Annotated in this window: 13 protein-coding genes, 4 tRNA genes and 1 rRNA gene; 8 read left to right on the top strand and 10 right to left on the bottom strand. The window is 51.3% G+C overall.

Annotated elements, in window-relative coordinates:
- The first annotated feature begins 118 nt into the window (after positions 1-118).
- Positions 119-1,717, top strand: a complete 1,599-nt coding sequence (locus SO058_RS05645) for a site-specific DNA-methyltransferase (RefSeq protein ID WP_320842012.1) — start codon at positions 119-121, stop codon at positions 1,715-1,717.
- A gap of 14 nt (positions 1,718-1,731) precedes the next feature.
- Positions 1,732-4,368: a DEAD/DEAH box helicase gene (locus SO058_RS05640; RefSeq protein ID WP_320842011.1), complete on the top strand. Its 2,637-nt coding sequence runs from the start codon at positions 1,732-1,734 to the stop codon at positions 4,366-4,368.
- A gap of 413 nt (positions 4,369-4,781) precedes the next feature.
- On the opposite strand, the gene SO058_RS05635 is transcribed toward SO058_RS05640, so the two are convergent.
- Entirely contained in the window at positions 4,782-5,852 is a 1,071-nt protein-coding gene (locus SO058_RS05635; protein ID WP_320842010.1) for a hypothetical protein, read from the bottom strand.
- A gap of 127 nt (positions 5,853-5,979) precedes the next feature.
- Between SO058_RS05635 and SO058_RS05630 the strand changes: the two genes are divergently transcribed.
- The gene (locus tag SO058_RS05630) at positions 5,980-6,195 is read left to right on the top strand and encodes a helix-turn-helix domain-containing protein (RefSeq protein ID WP_320842009.1); all 216 of its coding nucleotides are present in this window, start codon (positions 5,980-5,982) and stop codon (positions 6,193-6,195) included.
- A gap of 97 nt (positions 6,196-6,292) precedes the next feature.
- Here the strand turns inward: SO058_RS05630 and SO058_RS05625 are convergent, their stop codons facing one another.
- Positions 6,293-7,126 (bottom strand): hypothetical protein, encoded by an 834-nt coding sequence (locus SO058_RS05625; protein WP_320842008.1) that lies wholly within the window; start codon positions 7,124-7,126, stop codon positions 6,293-6,295.
- Positions 7,127-7,142: 16 nt separating this feature from the next.
- Complete coding sequence (locus tag SO058_RS05620; RefSeq protein WP_320842007.1) at positions 7,143-7,352, bottom strand: helix-turn-helix domain-containing protein; 210 nt, start codon at positions 7,350-7,352, stop codon at positions 7,143-7,145.
- Positions 7,353-7,619: 267 nt separating this feature from the next.
- Here SO058_RS05620 and SO058_RS05615 point away from each other — a divergent pair, with 267 nt between their 5' ends.
- From SO058_RS05615 to SO058_RS05605, 3 genes are read left to right on the top strand one after another with little or no spacing between them, the layout of a single operon-like run.
- Entirely contained in the window at positions 7,620-8,246 is a 627-nt protein-coding gene (locus tag SO058_RS05615; protein ID WP_320842006.1) for a hypothetical protein, read from the top strand.
- Entirely contained in the window at positions 8,243-9,430 is a 1,188-nt protein-coding gene (locus SO058_RS05610) for an AAA family ATPase (RefSeq protein ID WP_320842005.1), read from the top strand. Before SO058_RS05615 ends, SO058_RS05610 begins: the two co-directional genes overlap by 4 nt.
- Positions 9,387-9,866 carry a hypothetical protein gene (locus SO058_RS05605; protein ID WP_320842004.1) on the top strand — a complete coding sequence of 160 codons (480 nt, stop codon included), beginning with the start codon at positions 9,387-9,389 and terminating at the stop codon, positions 9,864-9,866. Before SO058_RS05610 ends, SO058_RS05605 begins: the two co-directional genes overlap by 44 nt.
- A 3-nt stretch (positions 9,867-9,869) precedes the next feature.
- Here the strand turns inward: SO058_RS05605 and SO058_RS05600 are convergent, their stop codons facing one another.
- A complete protein-coding gene (locus tag SO058_RS05600; RefSeq protein WP_320842003.1) occupies positions 9,870-10,919 on the bottom strand; it encodes a relaxase/mobilization nuclease domain-containing protein in 1,050 nt (349 codons plus the stop codon).
- A complete protein-coding gene (locus SO058_RS05595) occupies positions 10,888-11,430 on the bottom strand; it encodes a plasmid mobilization protein (RefSeq protein WP_320842002.1) in 543 nt (180 codons plus the stop codon). Before SO058_RS05595 ends, SO058_RS05600 begins: the two co-directional genes overlap by 32 nt.
- 560 nt (positions 11,431-11,990) lie before the next feature.
- Here SO058_RS05595 and SO058_RS05590 point away from each other — a divergent pair.
- Positions 11,991-12,446 (top strand): helix-turn-helix domain-containing protein, encoded by a 456-nt coding sequence (locus SO058_RS05590; RefSeq protein ID WP_320842001.1) that lies wholly within the window; start codon positions 11,991-11,993, stop codon positions 12,444-12,446.
- Positions 12,447-12,666: 220 nt separating this feature from the next.
- Positions 12,667-13,848, top strand: coding sequence for a tyrosine-type recombinase/integrase (locus SO058_RS05585; protein WP_320842000.1), 1,182 nt, complete (start codon positions 12,667-12,669; stop codon positions 13,846-13,848).
- A 221-nt stretch (positions 13,849-14,069) separates the two neighbouring features.
- Here the strand turns inward: SO058_RS05585 and SO058_RS05580 are convergent.
- The 5 genes from SO058_RS05580 to rrf all read right to left on the bottom strand — a co-directional run bounded on the left by SO058_RS05580 (position 14,070) and on the right by rrf (position 14,596).
- A tRNA-Thr gene (locus SO058_RS05580) sits at positions 14,070-14,145 on the bottom strand.
- A 2-nt stretch (positions 14,146-14,147) separates the two neighbouring features.
- Positions 14,148-14,224, bottom strand: a tRNA-Asp gene (locus SO058_RS05575).
- Positions 14,225-14,233: 9 nt separating this feature from the next.
- Positions 14,234-14,310, bottom strand: a tRNA-Ile gene (locus SO058_RS05570).
- A 59-nt stretch (positions 14,311-14,369) separates the two neighbouring features.
- A tRNA-Asn gene (locus tag SO058_RS05565) sits at positions 14,370-14,445 on the bottom strand.
- A 35-nt stretch (positions 14,446-14,480) separates the two neighbouring features.
- Positions 14,481-14,596, bottom strand: a 5S ribosomal RNA gene (gene rrf / locus SO058_RS05560).

Here is a 14,596-nt window from a genome sequence, read left to right as displayed (position 1 = left end):
ATCGTATAGGTTTGTCCGTTTGGGAAAGCAGGGTCTGCGAGCCACGATTACAGTTTGATTCGCGTGTCTTTTCATGTTATCATATGAATAACTTTAGATGATTATGGGGGAAGAACGGATGCCAGCACTTGAATGGATTGGGAAACAAAAGGTGATAAACCATCACCAGCAGGTGCCATACCGGGTGTTGGAGCGCCAATATAGTTTTGACGCCGCTGGTCAGCATGACGAAGATAACGGCAGCAGTAATATGATTATCCACGGTGATAATCTGGAAGCGCTCAAGTCGCTGCTCCCTCTGTACGAGGGGGCCGTTAAGTGTATCTATATTGATCCCCCCTATAACACCGGCAACGAAGGCTGGGTCTATAACGATAATGTCAACGACCCCAAAATCAAGAAATGGTTAGGCGAGGTGGTGGGCAAAGAAGGCGAGGACTTAAGCCGCCATGATAAATGGCTTTGCATGATGTATCCCCGACTCAAACTGCTACATAAGCTACTGGCCGATGATGGAGTTATTTTTATCAGCATTGATGAAATTGAACATCGCTATCTGGAACTTATAATGGATGAGCTATTTGGCGCCAATAATCGTATAGATACTTTTGTATGGCAGAACAACTATGGAGGCGGCGCAAAAAGCAACTTTGTTGTTCACTTGCATGAGTATGTATTATGTTTTGCTAAAAACATAGGGACTGTTGGAAAACTAGAGCTTCCACCAGATGAGAATATATTAAAGTATTATAAATACAAAGATGAAAAATTTGATGTTCGTGGGCCTTATCGTCTTCAACCATTGGCTACTACTAGCATGGATGATCGGCCTAATTTAAGATATCCTTTATATTTCGAAGGTCATGAGATTTGGCCGGAAAAACAATGGTTTTGGTCTAAAGAACGAGCATTAGACGCGCAGGCAAGTAACGATCTTGTTTTTTCTCAGCGGAATGGCAAGTGGTCGGTCAATTATAAACAATACTTGAATGGAACTGATGGCGCAGAGAGAAAAAGTAAACCATACTCCATTATCACAGGAATATATACTCAAGCAGGTACCAAAGAAATTAAAAATATTATGGGGAATGGAAAAGCGTTTGATTTTCCTAAACCGCCAGATTTAATTAAGCATTTCATCCAAATGGTGACAGCCAGTGATGATATTATTCTTGACTCTTTCGCTGGTTCCGGCACCACCGCTCACGCTGTCCTCAACATGAACAAGGCCGATGGTGGTAACCGCAAATTCATCCTCATTGAGATGATGGACTATGCTGACAGCATCACTGCCGAGCGGGTAAAGCGGGTCATTTCCGGTTATGGCGAGGGACAGAGCGCCGTGGAGGGCACGGGCGGAGACTTCAGTTTCTATGAGTTGGGCGAGGTAATGCTCCATTCAGACAGCAATCTGAACGAGACACTGGACACAGAAAAAATTCGTCAATATGTCTATTTCACGGAAACTAGGCAGCCGTTGGCGCCCAGCCCGGAAGCGGACAATCCCTATTTCCTTGGCCTGCACAGTAATGCAGCCTATTACTTCTACTACGATAAATTGAAGATTACCACATTGGATCGTGCCTTTCTGACCACACTTGGGACAAAGGCAGACCGCTATATCATCTATGCCGATCTCTGTACTCTTTCGGAGAAAGAACTTACCCGCTTTGGGATTACGTTCAAGAAAATACCCAGAGACATTGCCAAACTTTAAGGGAGCGTGACAAAATGGAACTAAAGGACTATCAGAAGAATGTCCTTGCAGACTTAAAGCGTTTTCTCGCGCTGCTGACGCAGACACAGAGTACATCAAAAGCATATCGCACTTTGTGGGAAGAAAAAAATGTGATCGTGGGCCTGCAAGATATGCTGCCCTACAAGGACACGATTCCGGGTGTTCCTCATGTCTGTATGAAGGTGCCCACTGGCGGCGGAAAGACTTTTATAGCCGCTGCCGCAATCAAGCCTATTTTTGATTCCATGCCTGCCTCCCGCGCCAAGGCAGTGGTCTGGCTTGTCCCCTCCGACGCCATTCTGACACAGACTCAAAAGGCGTTGACAATGGCTTCCCATCCTTATCGCCAGCGAATCGACGTGGATTTTGGCAGTAATGTGGGGGTTTATTCCAAGGCACAGCTTCTCAGCGGGCAGAACTTTAATCCTACTTCCGTGACGGAACAACTTTCAGTTTTTGTGCTCAGCTATGATTCCTTTCGCACCAGCAAAAAGGAAGGGCGCAAAGCCTACCAGGAGAATGGCGCTCTGGCGGAGTTTGCCAGAATGAGGGGTGATGACAGCACACTGTTGGAGGATACCGACGAGACTGCGCTGATCCAAGTGGTGCGTTCACTCAATCCTGTCATTATTGTGGATGAAAGCCACCATGCCACTTCTGATCTCAGCGTGAAAATGTTGGAGGACTTTAACCCCGCGTTTATTCTTGACCTGACGGCTACTCCGAAAAAGGGAAGTAATATTATTTCTTTTGTGGATGCCGCCCAGCTCAAACAAGAGAATATGGTCAAGCTGCCTGTTATCGTTTATAACCGTAAAAATCAGGCGGATGTCTATTCCGATGCTGTCAGTATTCGTGCCAAACTGGAGGCCCAGGCCAAGCGGGAACAGGAAACCAGTGGTAGATACATCCGCCCTATCGTGTTGTTCCAGGCACAGCCAAAGAATAGCGAGGACAGCACTACTTACGAGAAAATCAAAAAGACGCTGGTAGATGGTGGTATCAAGGAGCAAGAAATTGCAATCAAGACCGGAGACAAAGATGAACTGAAAAATGTAGACTTACTCTCTCCCGACTGCCCAATCCGCTATATCATCACGGTCAACGCACTAAAAGAGGGGTGGGACTGCCCCTTTGCCTATATACTGGCGACGGTGGCAAACCGCTCGTCAGTGGTAGATGTGGAACAAATCTTAGGCCGAGTGCTTCGCCTGCCTTATACAAAACCTAATAAAAGCGATGTGCTGAATCTCTCTTATGTCATTACCTCGTCAGCCGACTTTTATGGGACGTTGGATAAGGTGGTTGAGGGCCTTAACCGCGCCGGATTCAGCAGTAGGGACTATCGTGTTAAGGAGATGGAACCCGCCGAAGAACCCACGATTCTCGCAGACGATTCGGCACAACTCATCTTCCCGCCGCAGTCGGAAACGGAGGAGGACGAGACGCCGGAAGTAGACACAGCCGTTTTGCGTGAAAAATTCCAAGCGGCTATTCAAGAGGCCGAGAATACCCCTGTTGATGACGCCGTCCAAAACGATCAACTACTTGCCGCCGCCGCCGAGCAAGGCGCTGCATACAGTGCAGAGATCAACACCACAGAAGATACAGACTATTCCGCTGCCCCGCAGGAGGTGAGGGATAAGATGAGTTGCTTTAAAATGGTCGAGGAGTTTGCAGAGGAAGCCAGCGCGCTTCGTTTTCCGCAGTTCATGCTTACCTCTGAACCCAGTATTTTCTCCGATCAGGAATATGACCTGCTGGAGCTGGACAACCTCGCGCATGGATTTACGCTCAAGGACAAAGATGTGCAGATTGATTTTTCTACTGCCCCAGCAGAGCTCGCCAAGGTGGACGTGGACGATACAAAGGACGCAAAGCCTAGGGCATGGAAAATCACCGGATTTGACAGTACCTACTTTAAAGAGTGGTTCAATGCACAGCCGTCGGCCTCCCGACGTTCTTACTGCAAGGGGATTATTTGCAAAAAGCTCTCCGCCTTTAACTGTATTAATGACAAAGAGTTAAACGAGTATGTGACCCGTGTCATGCACACCATGACCGAGGATGAGTTGTCCGAATTGGAGCAATCGCCCTATCCTTTTGTGCTAAAGATTGAGGAAAAGGTGAAGGAACTTCTGGCTCACCATGCCGCCAGCGTGTTTGATAAATGGCTCGAGCAGGATGTAATCACTTGTCAGCCGTCCTATAAACTGCCGCCCAACATCTCCCCCATTTCTATGATTGATACCATCCCCAAGTCCCTTTATTCTGCGGAGGATGGCAAACTCAACGACTACGAGCGCAAAGTCATCTGGGAATTGGCCTCCCTTCCGAACATCAAGTGGTGGCACCGCAACATCTCCCGCCGCGGGTTCATGATCAATGGTAATGTCCATGCCTTCCCAGATTTAATCGTGCTGACCACAGCGGGGCGCATCCTTATGGTGGAAACGAAGGGCGACCATTTGGATAACGATCAATCCAAGGCAAAGGCTGGCATTGGATCCAAATGGGATGCCATCACGCCACGCCAATTTCGTTATTTTATGGTTTTCCAAACCAAACAGCCCGACTATCCGGGAGCGTATTCATACGAGCGATTTATGGAAATTATTAAGGAACTTTAAAAGACGCGAGTGCAGCTTTTCGCTGCACTCGCATTTTCTTTTAATCAATAATCCTGTCTTGGAGGGCAATGCCGCAAATCTTGTTTTTTTATACTCTAATTGTATTTGTTGCTGCTGCAGTCGGAATTGGAAGCATGGTGAACAGCATCGTTAAGGTCATCAGTATAGACAGCAGACGGCTGCGTATAGATTTCCTCTTAATAATAATCAGTCCTTTCGTGGTGTAATGATCTATGTAAAAAACAGAGACATTCTGTTTGTATTTTAGGAAAATTTTAAAATTTAGGGTGGATGAAATAGAAGGGATGGTGGATAAGTAAAAAAGAGTAAAACTATGCGCAAGGTGTGCCCCTCCTTTTTAAAAAGAAAATATGCCGACACAAAAATATGTCGGCATATATTAAGACGCTGATTTAATTCATAAAGCTCGGTGCTAAAAGCGGAAGCTGCGCAGTCGCGGGATTTTCCTGCAGAAACATTTCATCCAAACGTTCTGTGATCATTTTATAGTTAATCCCATCAATGGTAGCATCAGGAACTTGCGAACTTTTTTCTGAAGCCGAAGCTCCAGCAATACAAAACTGTGGATCCTTATTGATGGATTTTTCGTAGATGGTCTTTGGCATCGAAATCGTAAACGAACCTCTGCCATTCGCATCGGACTTCAGCTTTGTAACAAAGATAGAACCTACGTCAGTGTAACGCATGCCCCAAACCTGAACTTCAACATTTGCGCGAGGTTCATTCGTTACGCTATCGAAAACTTTAAAGGGGATCGTAAACGTCATGAGTTCTTCCCCGCAATTATCTAGATAAGCTTGATATTCATAGGACATTTCTCCGTCAGGCGGAAGCACGTCGGGAACTTGGGCATGTGGCGCGTTATTGTTGCCGGGCTTGCTCTCGTTCGGCTTTTCTTCCGGCTTCCCCACAGGTTCCTGCTCCGGATCAACCGGATCAGTTACAGCGCCATCTTCCGAATAACCTTTCGTCGTAATGATATCTACGCGCTGTTTGGCGCTGTTCCATTCCACGCCAAAGTCGAAGCTTTGTCCAACGTCGCGCAGCTTATAATAGTTATTGTCATTGATATTGAAGCCCGTATACTTGATTTCGGCTCCATCCTTCAGGATCTTATCTGTGCTGGGCTTCGCCTGCTGGACCTTGTTCACAACAGCGCCCATTTCCCCGCCAACCACCGTATACGGCTTGCCGGAGGTCAGGCTGACAGCCTGCTTGCCCGAATCCCAAATAACCTCAAACTGCTTCTCCGTACCGCTGACTACGGCAGCAATATCTCGAACCTTGAAATAGTTGTTGTTGTTAATCGAATAGGCCGCTACATTCACCTTTACGCCGTCCACATAAACGGGCTGGGTCGAAGGCTTAGCCTCGACCGGAGCCGAAGTAACATCAGCGGCCCCCGCCGATACGGTCATAACGCACGCGGTAGCAATCAGAACGCTCAGTACCTTGTTTTTCATAGTAATTCCTCCATCCTAAAGCTTTCTATCGTATAGCTATTTACATTATCTGATGTAAAAGTCTATAAGTCAAGAGCCAGTCTCGCATATTATCTAACTATCACATTAGATATTGCGAGGGTTCATAATGATTCGATTAAACGTACTTGAGCTGTTAGAACGGGTCGGACACAGTAAATACTGGCTGTACAAGCAGCTCGGAATGAGTTATCAGAATTTCAGCAGGATGGTCAATAACCAAACCCGATCCATACGATATGAAAATATTGAGACCATTTGCCGCTTGCTGGAGTGCTCGCCCAATGAGCTGTTTACCATTACGGACGAGCTGCCGGAAAGATAAAAAGAAGCCACGACGAATGTTCGTCGTGGCTTTTTTCTTTATATTTATGTATGTGCCCATTTCCCTTGTGTTAGCAATTCTTAAATCGTCACGCCATTTATTCTACTCGTAATAACGCATCTAACACGCTTTGCTCTGTTTTCTTTTGCAGTGTTGCCGTTAGTCTTGAAGATGTACGAATTACGAGTGTTCCATATACTGCATGTGAACCCGAATTCATCGCTGTGGCGCCATCAAATGTAGACAGATACAAGTCTCTCTTTTTGGCATCTGCTACCGAGGCATACGCTTCAACACAACCTCCTCCATCTGTTCCTTTTTCAATTACACTCGCTCCATAGACGTCCTGCGGATTGACCAAGGGGCTGGAAAAATAGACGGTTGCGGTATAGCCGCCGGGTTTATTTAAATTCCCATTCGGATCATTATCTTCAGTCACAGCTTGCAGTTCAGAGACTGTATCAACTGTTGATAACCGCTCCATTATAAATGCTTCTGAGGGATTCGTTAGCTGTTTGAGTTGCTGAATACTTGTTTCTAAAGCTTGTTTCGCGTCCTTCAATTGTTCGATATATGCTGTGTAATCAATGGTTTGTTTCAAATCATCTGTGGCGCTAATAATCTCTGCTGTGTGTTTAGGTAGTTCAGGAATAACTACTTTTGCTGAATCTGATTCAGCGATAGCCATACGAGCATTTGTCAACACGGTATCGTCAAACGGTTCTTCCTTAGTGTCAAGAAGCACTTGTAGTTCTGCTATTGCCTGATCAAGTTCTTTATTCTTTTCTATAACAGTAGCGGCAGCTGTATGGAACTCCGCAGCAGCAACGTCATGCGGTTTTTTAATCTGAAAATACCAAAACAGTATGACTCCAATAAATACCGCAACTACAAGCAAAGCAACTATTCTATTTCTTGTCTTTTGTTTCATACGGCTCTCCCCCGCTTTATAAGTTATCTTCCGGCGTGTACTCCATCAAGTCACCCGGCTGAACGTCGAGTATTCTACACAACTCCGTAATGGTTGAGACATTGACATTTTTGTCTTTCCACAGCGCATCCACTACTTTGGGGTTTATCCCCTGTTTTCTTAAATCATACTTTTTCAAACCACGAGATTCCATCAACTGAAACAGCTTTTTATATGATATCGGCATAATATTTCGGGGGAAACCACCCGACAGTCACCTCTTTCATTATTCGTTACTTTAGTATACGTTTTCATATCAAAAAAGTCAAGTGAGATACTTCCGGCCAAGAGTTACTATATGGTACATTTTGACGATTACAAGGAGTTACTTTTGTATACAATTATCATTGCCTACACAGTTACTATATGGTACAATAATATTATAAGAATCCCAGCAACGGCCGAGTAGGGATTCACATAACAAATAACTATGACTTATTAGGAGGAAGAAAATATGACCACCCAACATTTAATCACCCTCGCCGGAAGCCTGAAGAACGCGAAGTACATCTGCCAACTGGAGCGCGACGCAATCCAGGAGAACGACGCGCTTCTGACATTTCTGGACACGAACGAAGCGCCGTATTACAACTACGTGCTGTGCGCGCTGGACGAGGACATGGATCTGCTGCCGTTCTATGTCGGCTACACGGCGGACGTTGCCCGCCGCCTGAGCGCCCACGCCGCCCGCATCGCGTTCGACGTTGTGTTCCTATACCACGCGCCGTGCAAGGAGACCGCGCTTTCCAACGAGCAGGCGCTCATGGACCTGCTCGGCACGCGGGATCTGTTCAACGGCAGCCTGACCCAGATGGGAGCCGTCAGCCGAGAGCAGGTTTTGGAGGCGGTCTCGGGCCTGTCCGCGCCGGTGGACCGCGTGCAGCGGTACGCCGCGGCGGACGACGTGCGCAAAACCTATTATTTGAATTATGTGCTGCTGGAAGCGCTGCGGACCTATGCGTTCGATCAGCGGATGGAGATCTCGGAGACCGTGCGCCACTGTTTGGTGACCGGTATTCCCGAGGACTATTTGGAAAGTGCCTATGAAAAGCTTCACGGCGGGACGGGGGCGGCGTCATGAGCCGCGCGCGCCGTCCGCCGCAGTGCGCCGTTTGCCGGGAGGCCGCGCGGTCAGACATGCGAAATCTTGTCGAATGCGGCAAAGGGGTATTCCTGTGCCGCCCCTGCGCGGCGACGGCTTTGCGGTGCTTCGATGCGAAAGCCGTATCCGGGCCAGCCGGGTCTGCGGCGGCTTCGCCCGCCGTTATGACCCCGCAGGACCTCGTTTCGGCGCTGGACAAGGCCGTCGTCGGGCAGGTGGAGGCCAAGCGCGCGCTGGCGGTGGCCGCGTGGAAGCATTTGCAGCGCAAGGCAGGCAACACCGCCGTGCCGCCCGCGCATGTGCTGCTCTACGGCCCGACAGGGTGCGGCAAGACGTATCTTGCCAAGTCACTTGCAAAGCTGCTGGACGTGCCGTTTGTCCCCGTCGACGCGACCACACTGACCGAGACCGGCTACAAGGGCCGCGATGTGCGCGACATCCTGTTCGACGTGCTCGACGCCGCCAGAGCCTATGAGCAGGAAAAACATGCGGTTGTCTTTGTGGACGAGTTCGACAAGCTGGCCGCGCGCGGCAGCGAGAGCCGACAGGCCTACCAGCACGGCACGCAGCACGGCTTTCTGACGCTGCTCGAGGGCGGGCAGCAGACGGCCGAACGACAAACGCGCACGGTTTCATTCGATACGTCGGGCCTGCTGTTCGTGTTCGCCGGTGCCTTTCCGGGCTTGCCGGAGATCGTCTCACAGCGGACGCGCCAGAGCCTGCGCACCATCGGGTTTGGCAGCGAACAGACGCCGCCAGACCCACAGCGTATGCTTTCACAGGCGCTGCCGGAGGATTTCGTCCGTTTCGGCGTCGAGGCTGAGCTGATGGGGCGTATCCCCGTGCTCGCGCCGGTCTCGCCGCTGGGCGTGCCCGACCTTATGCGCATCCTGACCGACGCGGAACATTCGGCCCGCGCACAGTATGCGGACTTTTTTGCACAGCTGGGGCGGGCGTTCACGCTTGACGATGCCGCAGCCGAAGCGCTTGCCCACGCCGCGTATGCATCCGGCACGGGTGCGCGCGGCCTGCGTGGACAGCTTGAGCAAATCGTCACGGAATTGCTGTTTTCGCTGCCCCCGGACAGCGAAATCCATATTACAAAGGAGCTGGTGCACGGTGGACACGAACAAGGCCCAAGCCTTTCTCGCGAGATTGGATGAAACGCTCACCGCGCAGCGGCACAGGCTGATCGGCGGCGGTATCCGGCTGTTGCCGCCCGCGCACACGACCACCCGCGCCGAACAGATGGACGCGGTCTGCTCGCTCGCCGCGCGGCTGACGTTCTGCTGCGCCGCCGCGTATCCGGAAATGGACGCGGCAGAGCTTCGAAGCTGCCGCAGCCGTCTGGCGGCGGCCATCACGTTTCTGCTCTGCGAATGTGCCGAGCGCGACTGCACGTTTGAAAAGCTGCTGCACATACTCGCGCTGGAATCCTGCGTGCTGAACGATCTCCTCGCAAGCGCCTATCGCACACCGCACAGGTTCCGCCACTTCTACCGCGCCGCACTGCACAGCGAGTCAGTCCCGGATTTCGAGCTTGCGCTCGTCCTCTTTCTCATGCGGGAAAATCTGCTTGACGACGTTCCGATTGGGTAAAACCTAGCGTTCGTCATGACCGTATGCGTGTTCCCGCTTTTTGTTGGCGGTCAGCTGCTTTTGGATCGCCTTTTCGTCGTAGAGCGCGCCCAGCGTTTTGCCGCGCACCCAGCCTGTGGCGTCCGGATGTTTATAGGAAATGCGCCCGCGTGAAAACTTGACGTCGATCGCGATCTTCTGCTTTTCTTTCCGCCGCCCATCGACAGAAAGGAGTTCTGTCATGCGATACGAGTCCTCTTGCAAGTGACGCTTAAACTCCAACACGTTTTTTGATATTTTCGCCGCGTCCGAGATTGCCTGACACAGCTCGTCCTGCTGCGTCAGGAAAACTCCCTGCTGGACATGCTCGCCGCGCGCACGTTTCTCTGCAATCGTCTGATCCAGCTTCCGCTGACCGGCCCGCTTTATCTTTTCTTCCTTAGCGCTTCGCTTTCGTGGCGCGCGATGGCCCTCCGGCAAATAGGCATAGCCGCGCGAGCGGCAAAAATCGCGCAAATCGTTATCGATCCGGTGGCGCAAAACCGCCGTATCCTGATGCTTATATCCAGCCTTATACTCGCTCGGCTTGACCGTGCCGTCCGCACGCAGACGCATCCACGTCGGATCCGGCTCGCGGTCTGCACAGCGGATCGAACAGACGATAATATGGACGTGCATATTGCCTGAGCCGCCCGCGCCGTCCGGGTGTGCGCAGATCAACACCCGGTGCCCCTTGAAATACGTTTTGGCTAAATATTCGCCAGCCGCACCGCATTCCTTTAGCGTTAACCCCTTGCCCGTATCGCCCGGCGCAAAAGATATAATGTATTGATGGGTCTTCACTTCGCTGTCCATCCGGTTTTTGCGGTATCTCCGCGCGTCGCGCCAGCAATCCCGCGTCCATGTCTCGGGGCTGCAGTTGACACCGCCGATCAGGTATTCCGGACGTTCCACCATTTGGCCGTCCGCGTCCAAAATCGGCTTGAAAGACGATTCATCGTGCATTTTGGTCAGATAGTCAACCGCCGCGCTGTACAGCAGGTTATGGCTCGCGATGTGCTTGCAGATAGCCACACAGCTCATCCCCTTTTCGGAGAATGCCGTCCCCGACGGTCCTCAGTTGGCCGATCAGCGCGTTCATCTGCGCAATGTCTTCGCGGCTAAGCACACGGCATTGCTTGTTATACACCAGCACATGTACCATTTGGCCAACCAGTTTTTTGATTCGTCCGCCCTCATTCATCAGCAGATCACAGACCCGCACAGCTTCCTCCGGCAGGGCCAAGCTGAGGATTTCACCGCGCAGGATCGCGTCCCGGATAAAAATGCTTTGCGGGAGGCCGGACTGCTGGACGCGCTCTAGGAAGAGCGCATCCTCCTGCGCAGTCAGGCGGGTCTTCCGCTGGATCGTGCGGACACGGCGCGAACGCTCTGGGCTGGCCTCGCCGGTGTCTGCCGATGGGATGATATCGGCAAAATAGGTATCGGCGTCCAGCGTCTCCTGTGCGGCGTTCGGGGACGGAGACGGTTTGTTTGATTCTATCTTATTGATAATGTAATCCAATGGTTTTTTTCGTTCCATCATTTACACCTCTCTATCTTTGATTTGTAGCGGGGTGTGGGGCAGCGTCCCACGGGTGTCCAGAGGGGAGTTATCCCCTTTGGCAAGTCCGTCGTGGTACCCTTTGGGTACCACGGACGGAACTTGCTCTTCGTAGCGCCTCTGATCATACGCGCGCGGTAAGCGTGCACATGATCAGAGGCACTGCGGAAACGTGTGTATATTTCTGCTGAAATTCTATTTGCTGCTCCCATGATCTCCACCATTTTTCCCGTCAACGAACCGCAAGAAAGATTCCCGCACAAAGCGGCATCGGCTTCCGATTACGCATACGTCAAACCCCAACAACCGTGGATTTTCGCGCGCCTGCACGCGCAGCACTTGCGCATCACACGCGAGAACCGGCGCAATATCGGCCGCAGTCAAAAATGTTTGCCGCGACTGGCGAATTTGGTCAAGTGTCATCAGACTCTCCTCCTTTTAACTATCATTATATGCGAGAAATATCAAAACGTCAATATATGATAGAAATATCTTGACGTGATAGTATAGGGGTAGTATGCTTAAATAAAGGAGAGATGGATATGAAGGATACGACGGGAGGGCGCATCAAACAGCGGCGCAAGGAACTGGGGTTGTCTGCGGAGCAGCTGGCAGCGGATATAGGCAAGGGTTCGGCTACGGTTTACCGCTACGAGAATTATGACTATGATCGAATCCCGAATCATGCGATCGAACTAATCGCCAAGCGACTCGACGTGTCGGCGGATTATCTGCGGCGATTTACCGACGATCCGAAGGAAACTGCCGGAGACTTTGGCAATATGAAAATAAATCCGCTTCAAACGCAATGCCGCATCCTGAATCACGACGCTGCCCCCCGTGGCAACGCGGCAGAGCTTGAGCAGCACTACAGAGCGCAATATATGAAGCGGATGCGGTATTCCAAGCGGTTCTCGCAAAGCTTCGAACAATTGACGGAGGACGAGATCGAGAATGTCCTGAGCTATATGGAATTTCTCGCATCGAGGCACAAGTAGCAGTCCTGATTCAGGCGGCGGCAATTCAATCCGCTCCTATCGCGGAGCGATTCCCCTGAGCCATGTACCAGCTCATAAAAAAGGCAAAATAAAGGACCCGGCTATCCACAGCCAAGCAGCATCCAATCGGGCGGATGCCTGCAAACCGCTTGCCGCGAGACAGGTGCTTTGGGTCCGGCACCGGAGGCGGAGAGCGTGCATTTTCAGGAGATGATCCGCTATGGATTGTGTCAAATGCCGCGCTCCGCTGCCGGAAGGCGCACTATTTTGCCCGCGCTGCGGGAAAAAGCAAGTACGGATCAAACGCGCGCGGCACGCCAAACGTTCGAATGGTTACGGCACCATTTTCAAGGCAGGCGGCAGACGGGCAAAGCCTTATGCGGCGCGCCTGCCCGCCACGTATAGCTGCGGTGTGGCACGCCGGCTGCTTGGATACTTTGCAACCTATGCCGAAGCCGAGGAAGCGCTGTTCAAAGCGCGGCTGCAGCCGCAGACGAATACCGCGCGTATGACGCTGCAAACGCTCTACGACGGGTTTATCACGGGGAATTATTTTCTTGGACTTACCGCAGGCAGCCAAAAGAGCCACAAATCCGCATGGATATATTTACAGCCTTATGCGAACGTAGCGGTAACCGCGCTTACCAAAGCAACGTTTCAGGCTGCAATCACTTCGATGCAGGCCAAAGGTCTGAAACGAGAGACGATGGCGAAAGTGCGCAATCTATCCAGCCTGCTATGTAAAGAGGCGATGGGCTGCGGTGTCATTTCGGTTAATTACGGCCAACTTGTCCAGCTCCCCAAGGAGGATAAGACGGCGCGGCTGCCCTTTGATACGCGGCAGCTTGAGAAGCTCTGGCAAGCCGCCGACACGGGAGACGCTGACGCGATGACAGTCCTCGTCATGTGCTACACCGGTATGCGTCCGGGTGAACTGCTGGGCGTGCGCATCGACCAGCATTTGCATTTGGAGGGCGAAGCGCCCTATTTCCAGACCGGCAGCAAGACCGACGCGGGGCGCAACCGCATTATTCCGATCGCGCCGCTGATCCTGCCGATGGTGCGGTCGCTGGCCGCGGGCCGCAGCGAGGGTCCGCTCATCGGCACGCCTACTGGTTTTGCATATAACCTCCCCAATTGGCGCAATCGCTGCTTTCACCCGCTGATGAAGCGTCTGGGGCTGACCGGCTGCACACCCTATACCTGTCGCCATACGTTCGCCAACATCCAGAAGCGGCGCGGCACAGATCCGGAAATGATGATGGAGATCATGGGGCATGAGGACTACGCTACAACGGTCGATTATTATCATGCGACTACTTTCGAGGATATCCAGTCCATTTACAATGCTGTCGCTGATTTGGAACGTCCGGCGAGTACGAGTGCAGCTGATAATAAATAACGAACCCCGCGAGCCGCAGAATGAAACTGTGTCTCGCGGGGTTTTAAGTGATGAAACCCTAGTTTTTCATTTTAATACCGCATATTTTGATGCCATTTTGATGCCAACGCGCATCCTCTGCGCGCTTTTTTCTACAATTTTACAGCCGCTTACCGACACCTTAAAAATACAAAAAAGCCACGATATACGGCCGTTTAAACCGAATATCGTGGCTTTTCCGTTGGAGCTGTTGATCGGGATTGAACCGACGACCTCATCCTTACCAAGGATGTACTCTACCGACTGAGCTACAACAGCATTGGCGACCCGGATGGGACTTGAACCCACGGCCTCCAGCGTGACAGGCTGGCGCTCTAACCAACTGAGCTACCGGGCCATATAAAATTGGTGGGCCTTCGGGGACTCGAACCCGGGACCGACCGGTTATGAGCCGGTTGCTCTAACCAACTGAGCTAAAGGCCCATGTCAACGAATAGCACTTTGCCGCCACGGATTAAGGTGGCGGCAAAGCCTAATCAATATGGCTCCTCAAGTTGGACTCGAACCAACGACCCTGCGGTTAACAGCCGCATGCTCTACCAACTGAGCTATTGAGGAATATCGAAGCGAACCATATAAAACGGTTCGCTCCGTGTGCGCGTCGAGTTATCTTTCCGGGCCGTCGCCAGCCAAGTATTGTCACCGTAAATGAGCTTAACTACTGTGTTCGGAATGGGAACAGGTGTACCCTCATCACCATTGACACGCA

Source organism: Agathobaculum sp. (genome assembly GCF_034098985.1).
In the GTDB taxonomy this organism is placed as follows: Bacteria; Bacillota; Clostridia; order Oscillospirales; family Butyricicoccaceae; genus Agathobaculum.
Note: the sequence above shows the minus strand (reverse complement) of the source record. Positions and strands in the feature narration are given on the sequence as shown.

Coding starts and splice junctions, on each gene's coding strand:
- SO058_RS05645 (WP_320842012.1), top strand. CDS start 119: ATGCCAGCACTTGAATGGATTGGGAAACAAAAGGTGATAAACCATCAC.
- SO058_RS05640 (WP_320842011.1), top strand. CDS start 1,732: ATGGAACTAAAGGACTATCAGAAGAATGTCCTTGCAGACTTAAAGCGT.
- SO058_RS05635 (WP_320842010.1), bottom strand. CDS start 5,852: ATGAAAAACAAGGTACTGAGCGTTCTGATTGCTACCGCGTGCGTTATG.
- SO058_RS05630 (WP_320842009.1), top strand. CDS start 5,980: ATGATTCGATTAAACGTACTTGAGCTGTTAGAACGGGTCGGACACAGT.
- SO058_RS05625 (WP_320842008.1), bottom strand. CDS start 7,126: ATGAAACAAAAGACAAGAAATAGAATAGTTGCTTTGCTTGTAGTTGCG.
- SO058_RS05620 (WP_320842007.1), bottom strand. CDS start 7,352: ATGCCGATATCATATAAAAAGCTGTTTCAGTTGATGGAATCTCGTGGT.
- SO058_RS05615 (WP_320842006.1), top strand. CDS start 7,620: ATGACCACCCAACATTTAATCACCCTCGCCGGAAGCCTGAAGAACGCG.
- SO058_RS05610 (WP_320842005.1), top strand. CDS start 8,243: ATGAGCCGCGCGCGCCGTCCGCCGCAGTGCGCCGTTTGCCGGGAGGCC.
- SO058_RS05595 (WP_320842002.1), bottom strand. CDS start 11,430: ATGATGGAACGAAAAAAACCATTGGATTACATTATCAATAAGATAGAA.
- SO058_RS05590 (WP_320842001.1), top strand. CDS start 11,991: ATGAAGGATACGACGGGAGGGCGCATCAAACAGCGGCGCAAGGAACTG.
- SO058_RS05585 (WP_320842000.1), top strand. CDS start 12,667: ATGGATTGTGTCAAATGCCGCGCTCCGCTGCCGGAAGGCGCACTATTT.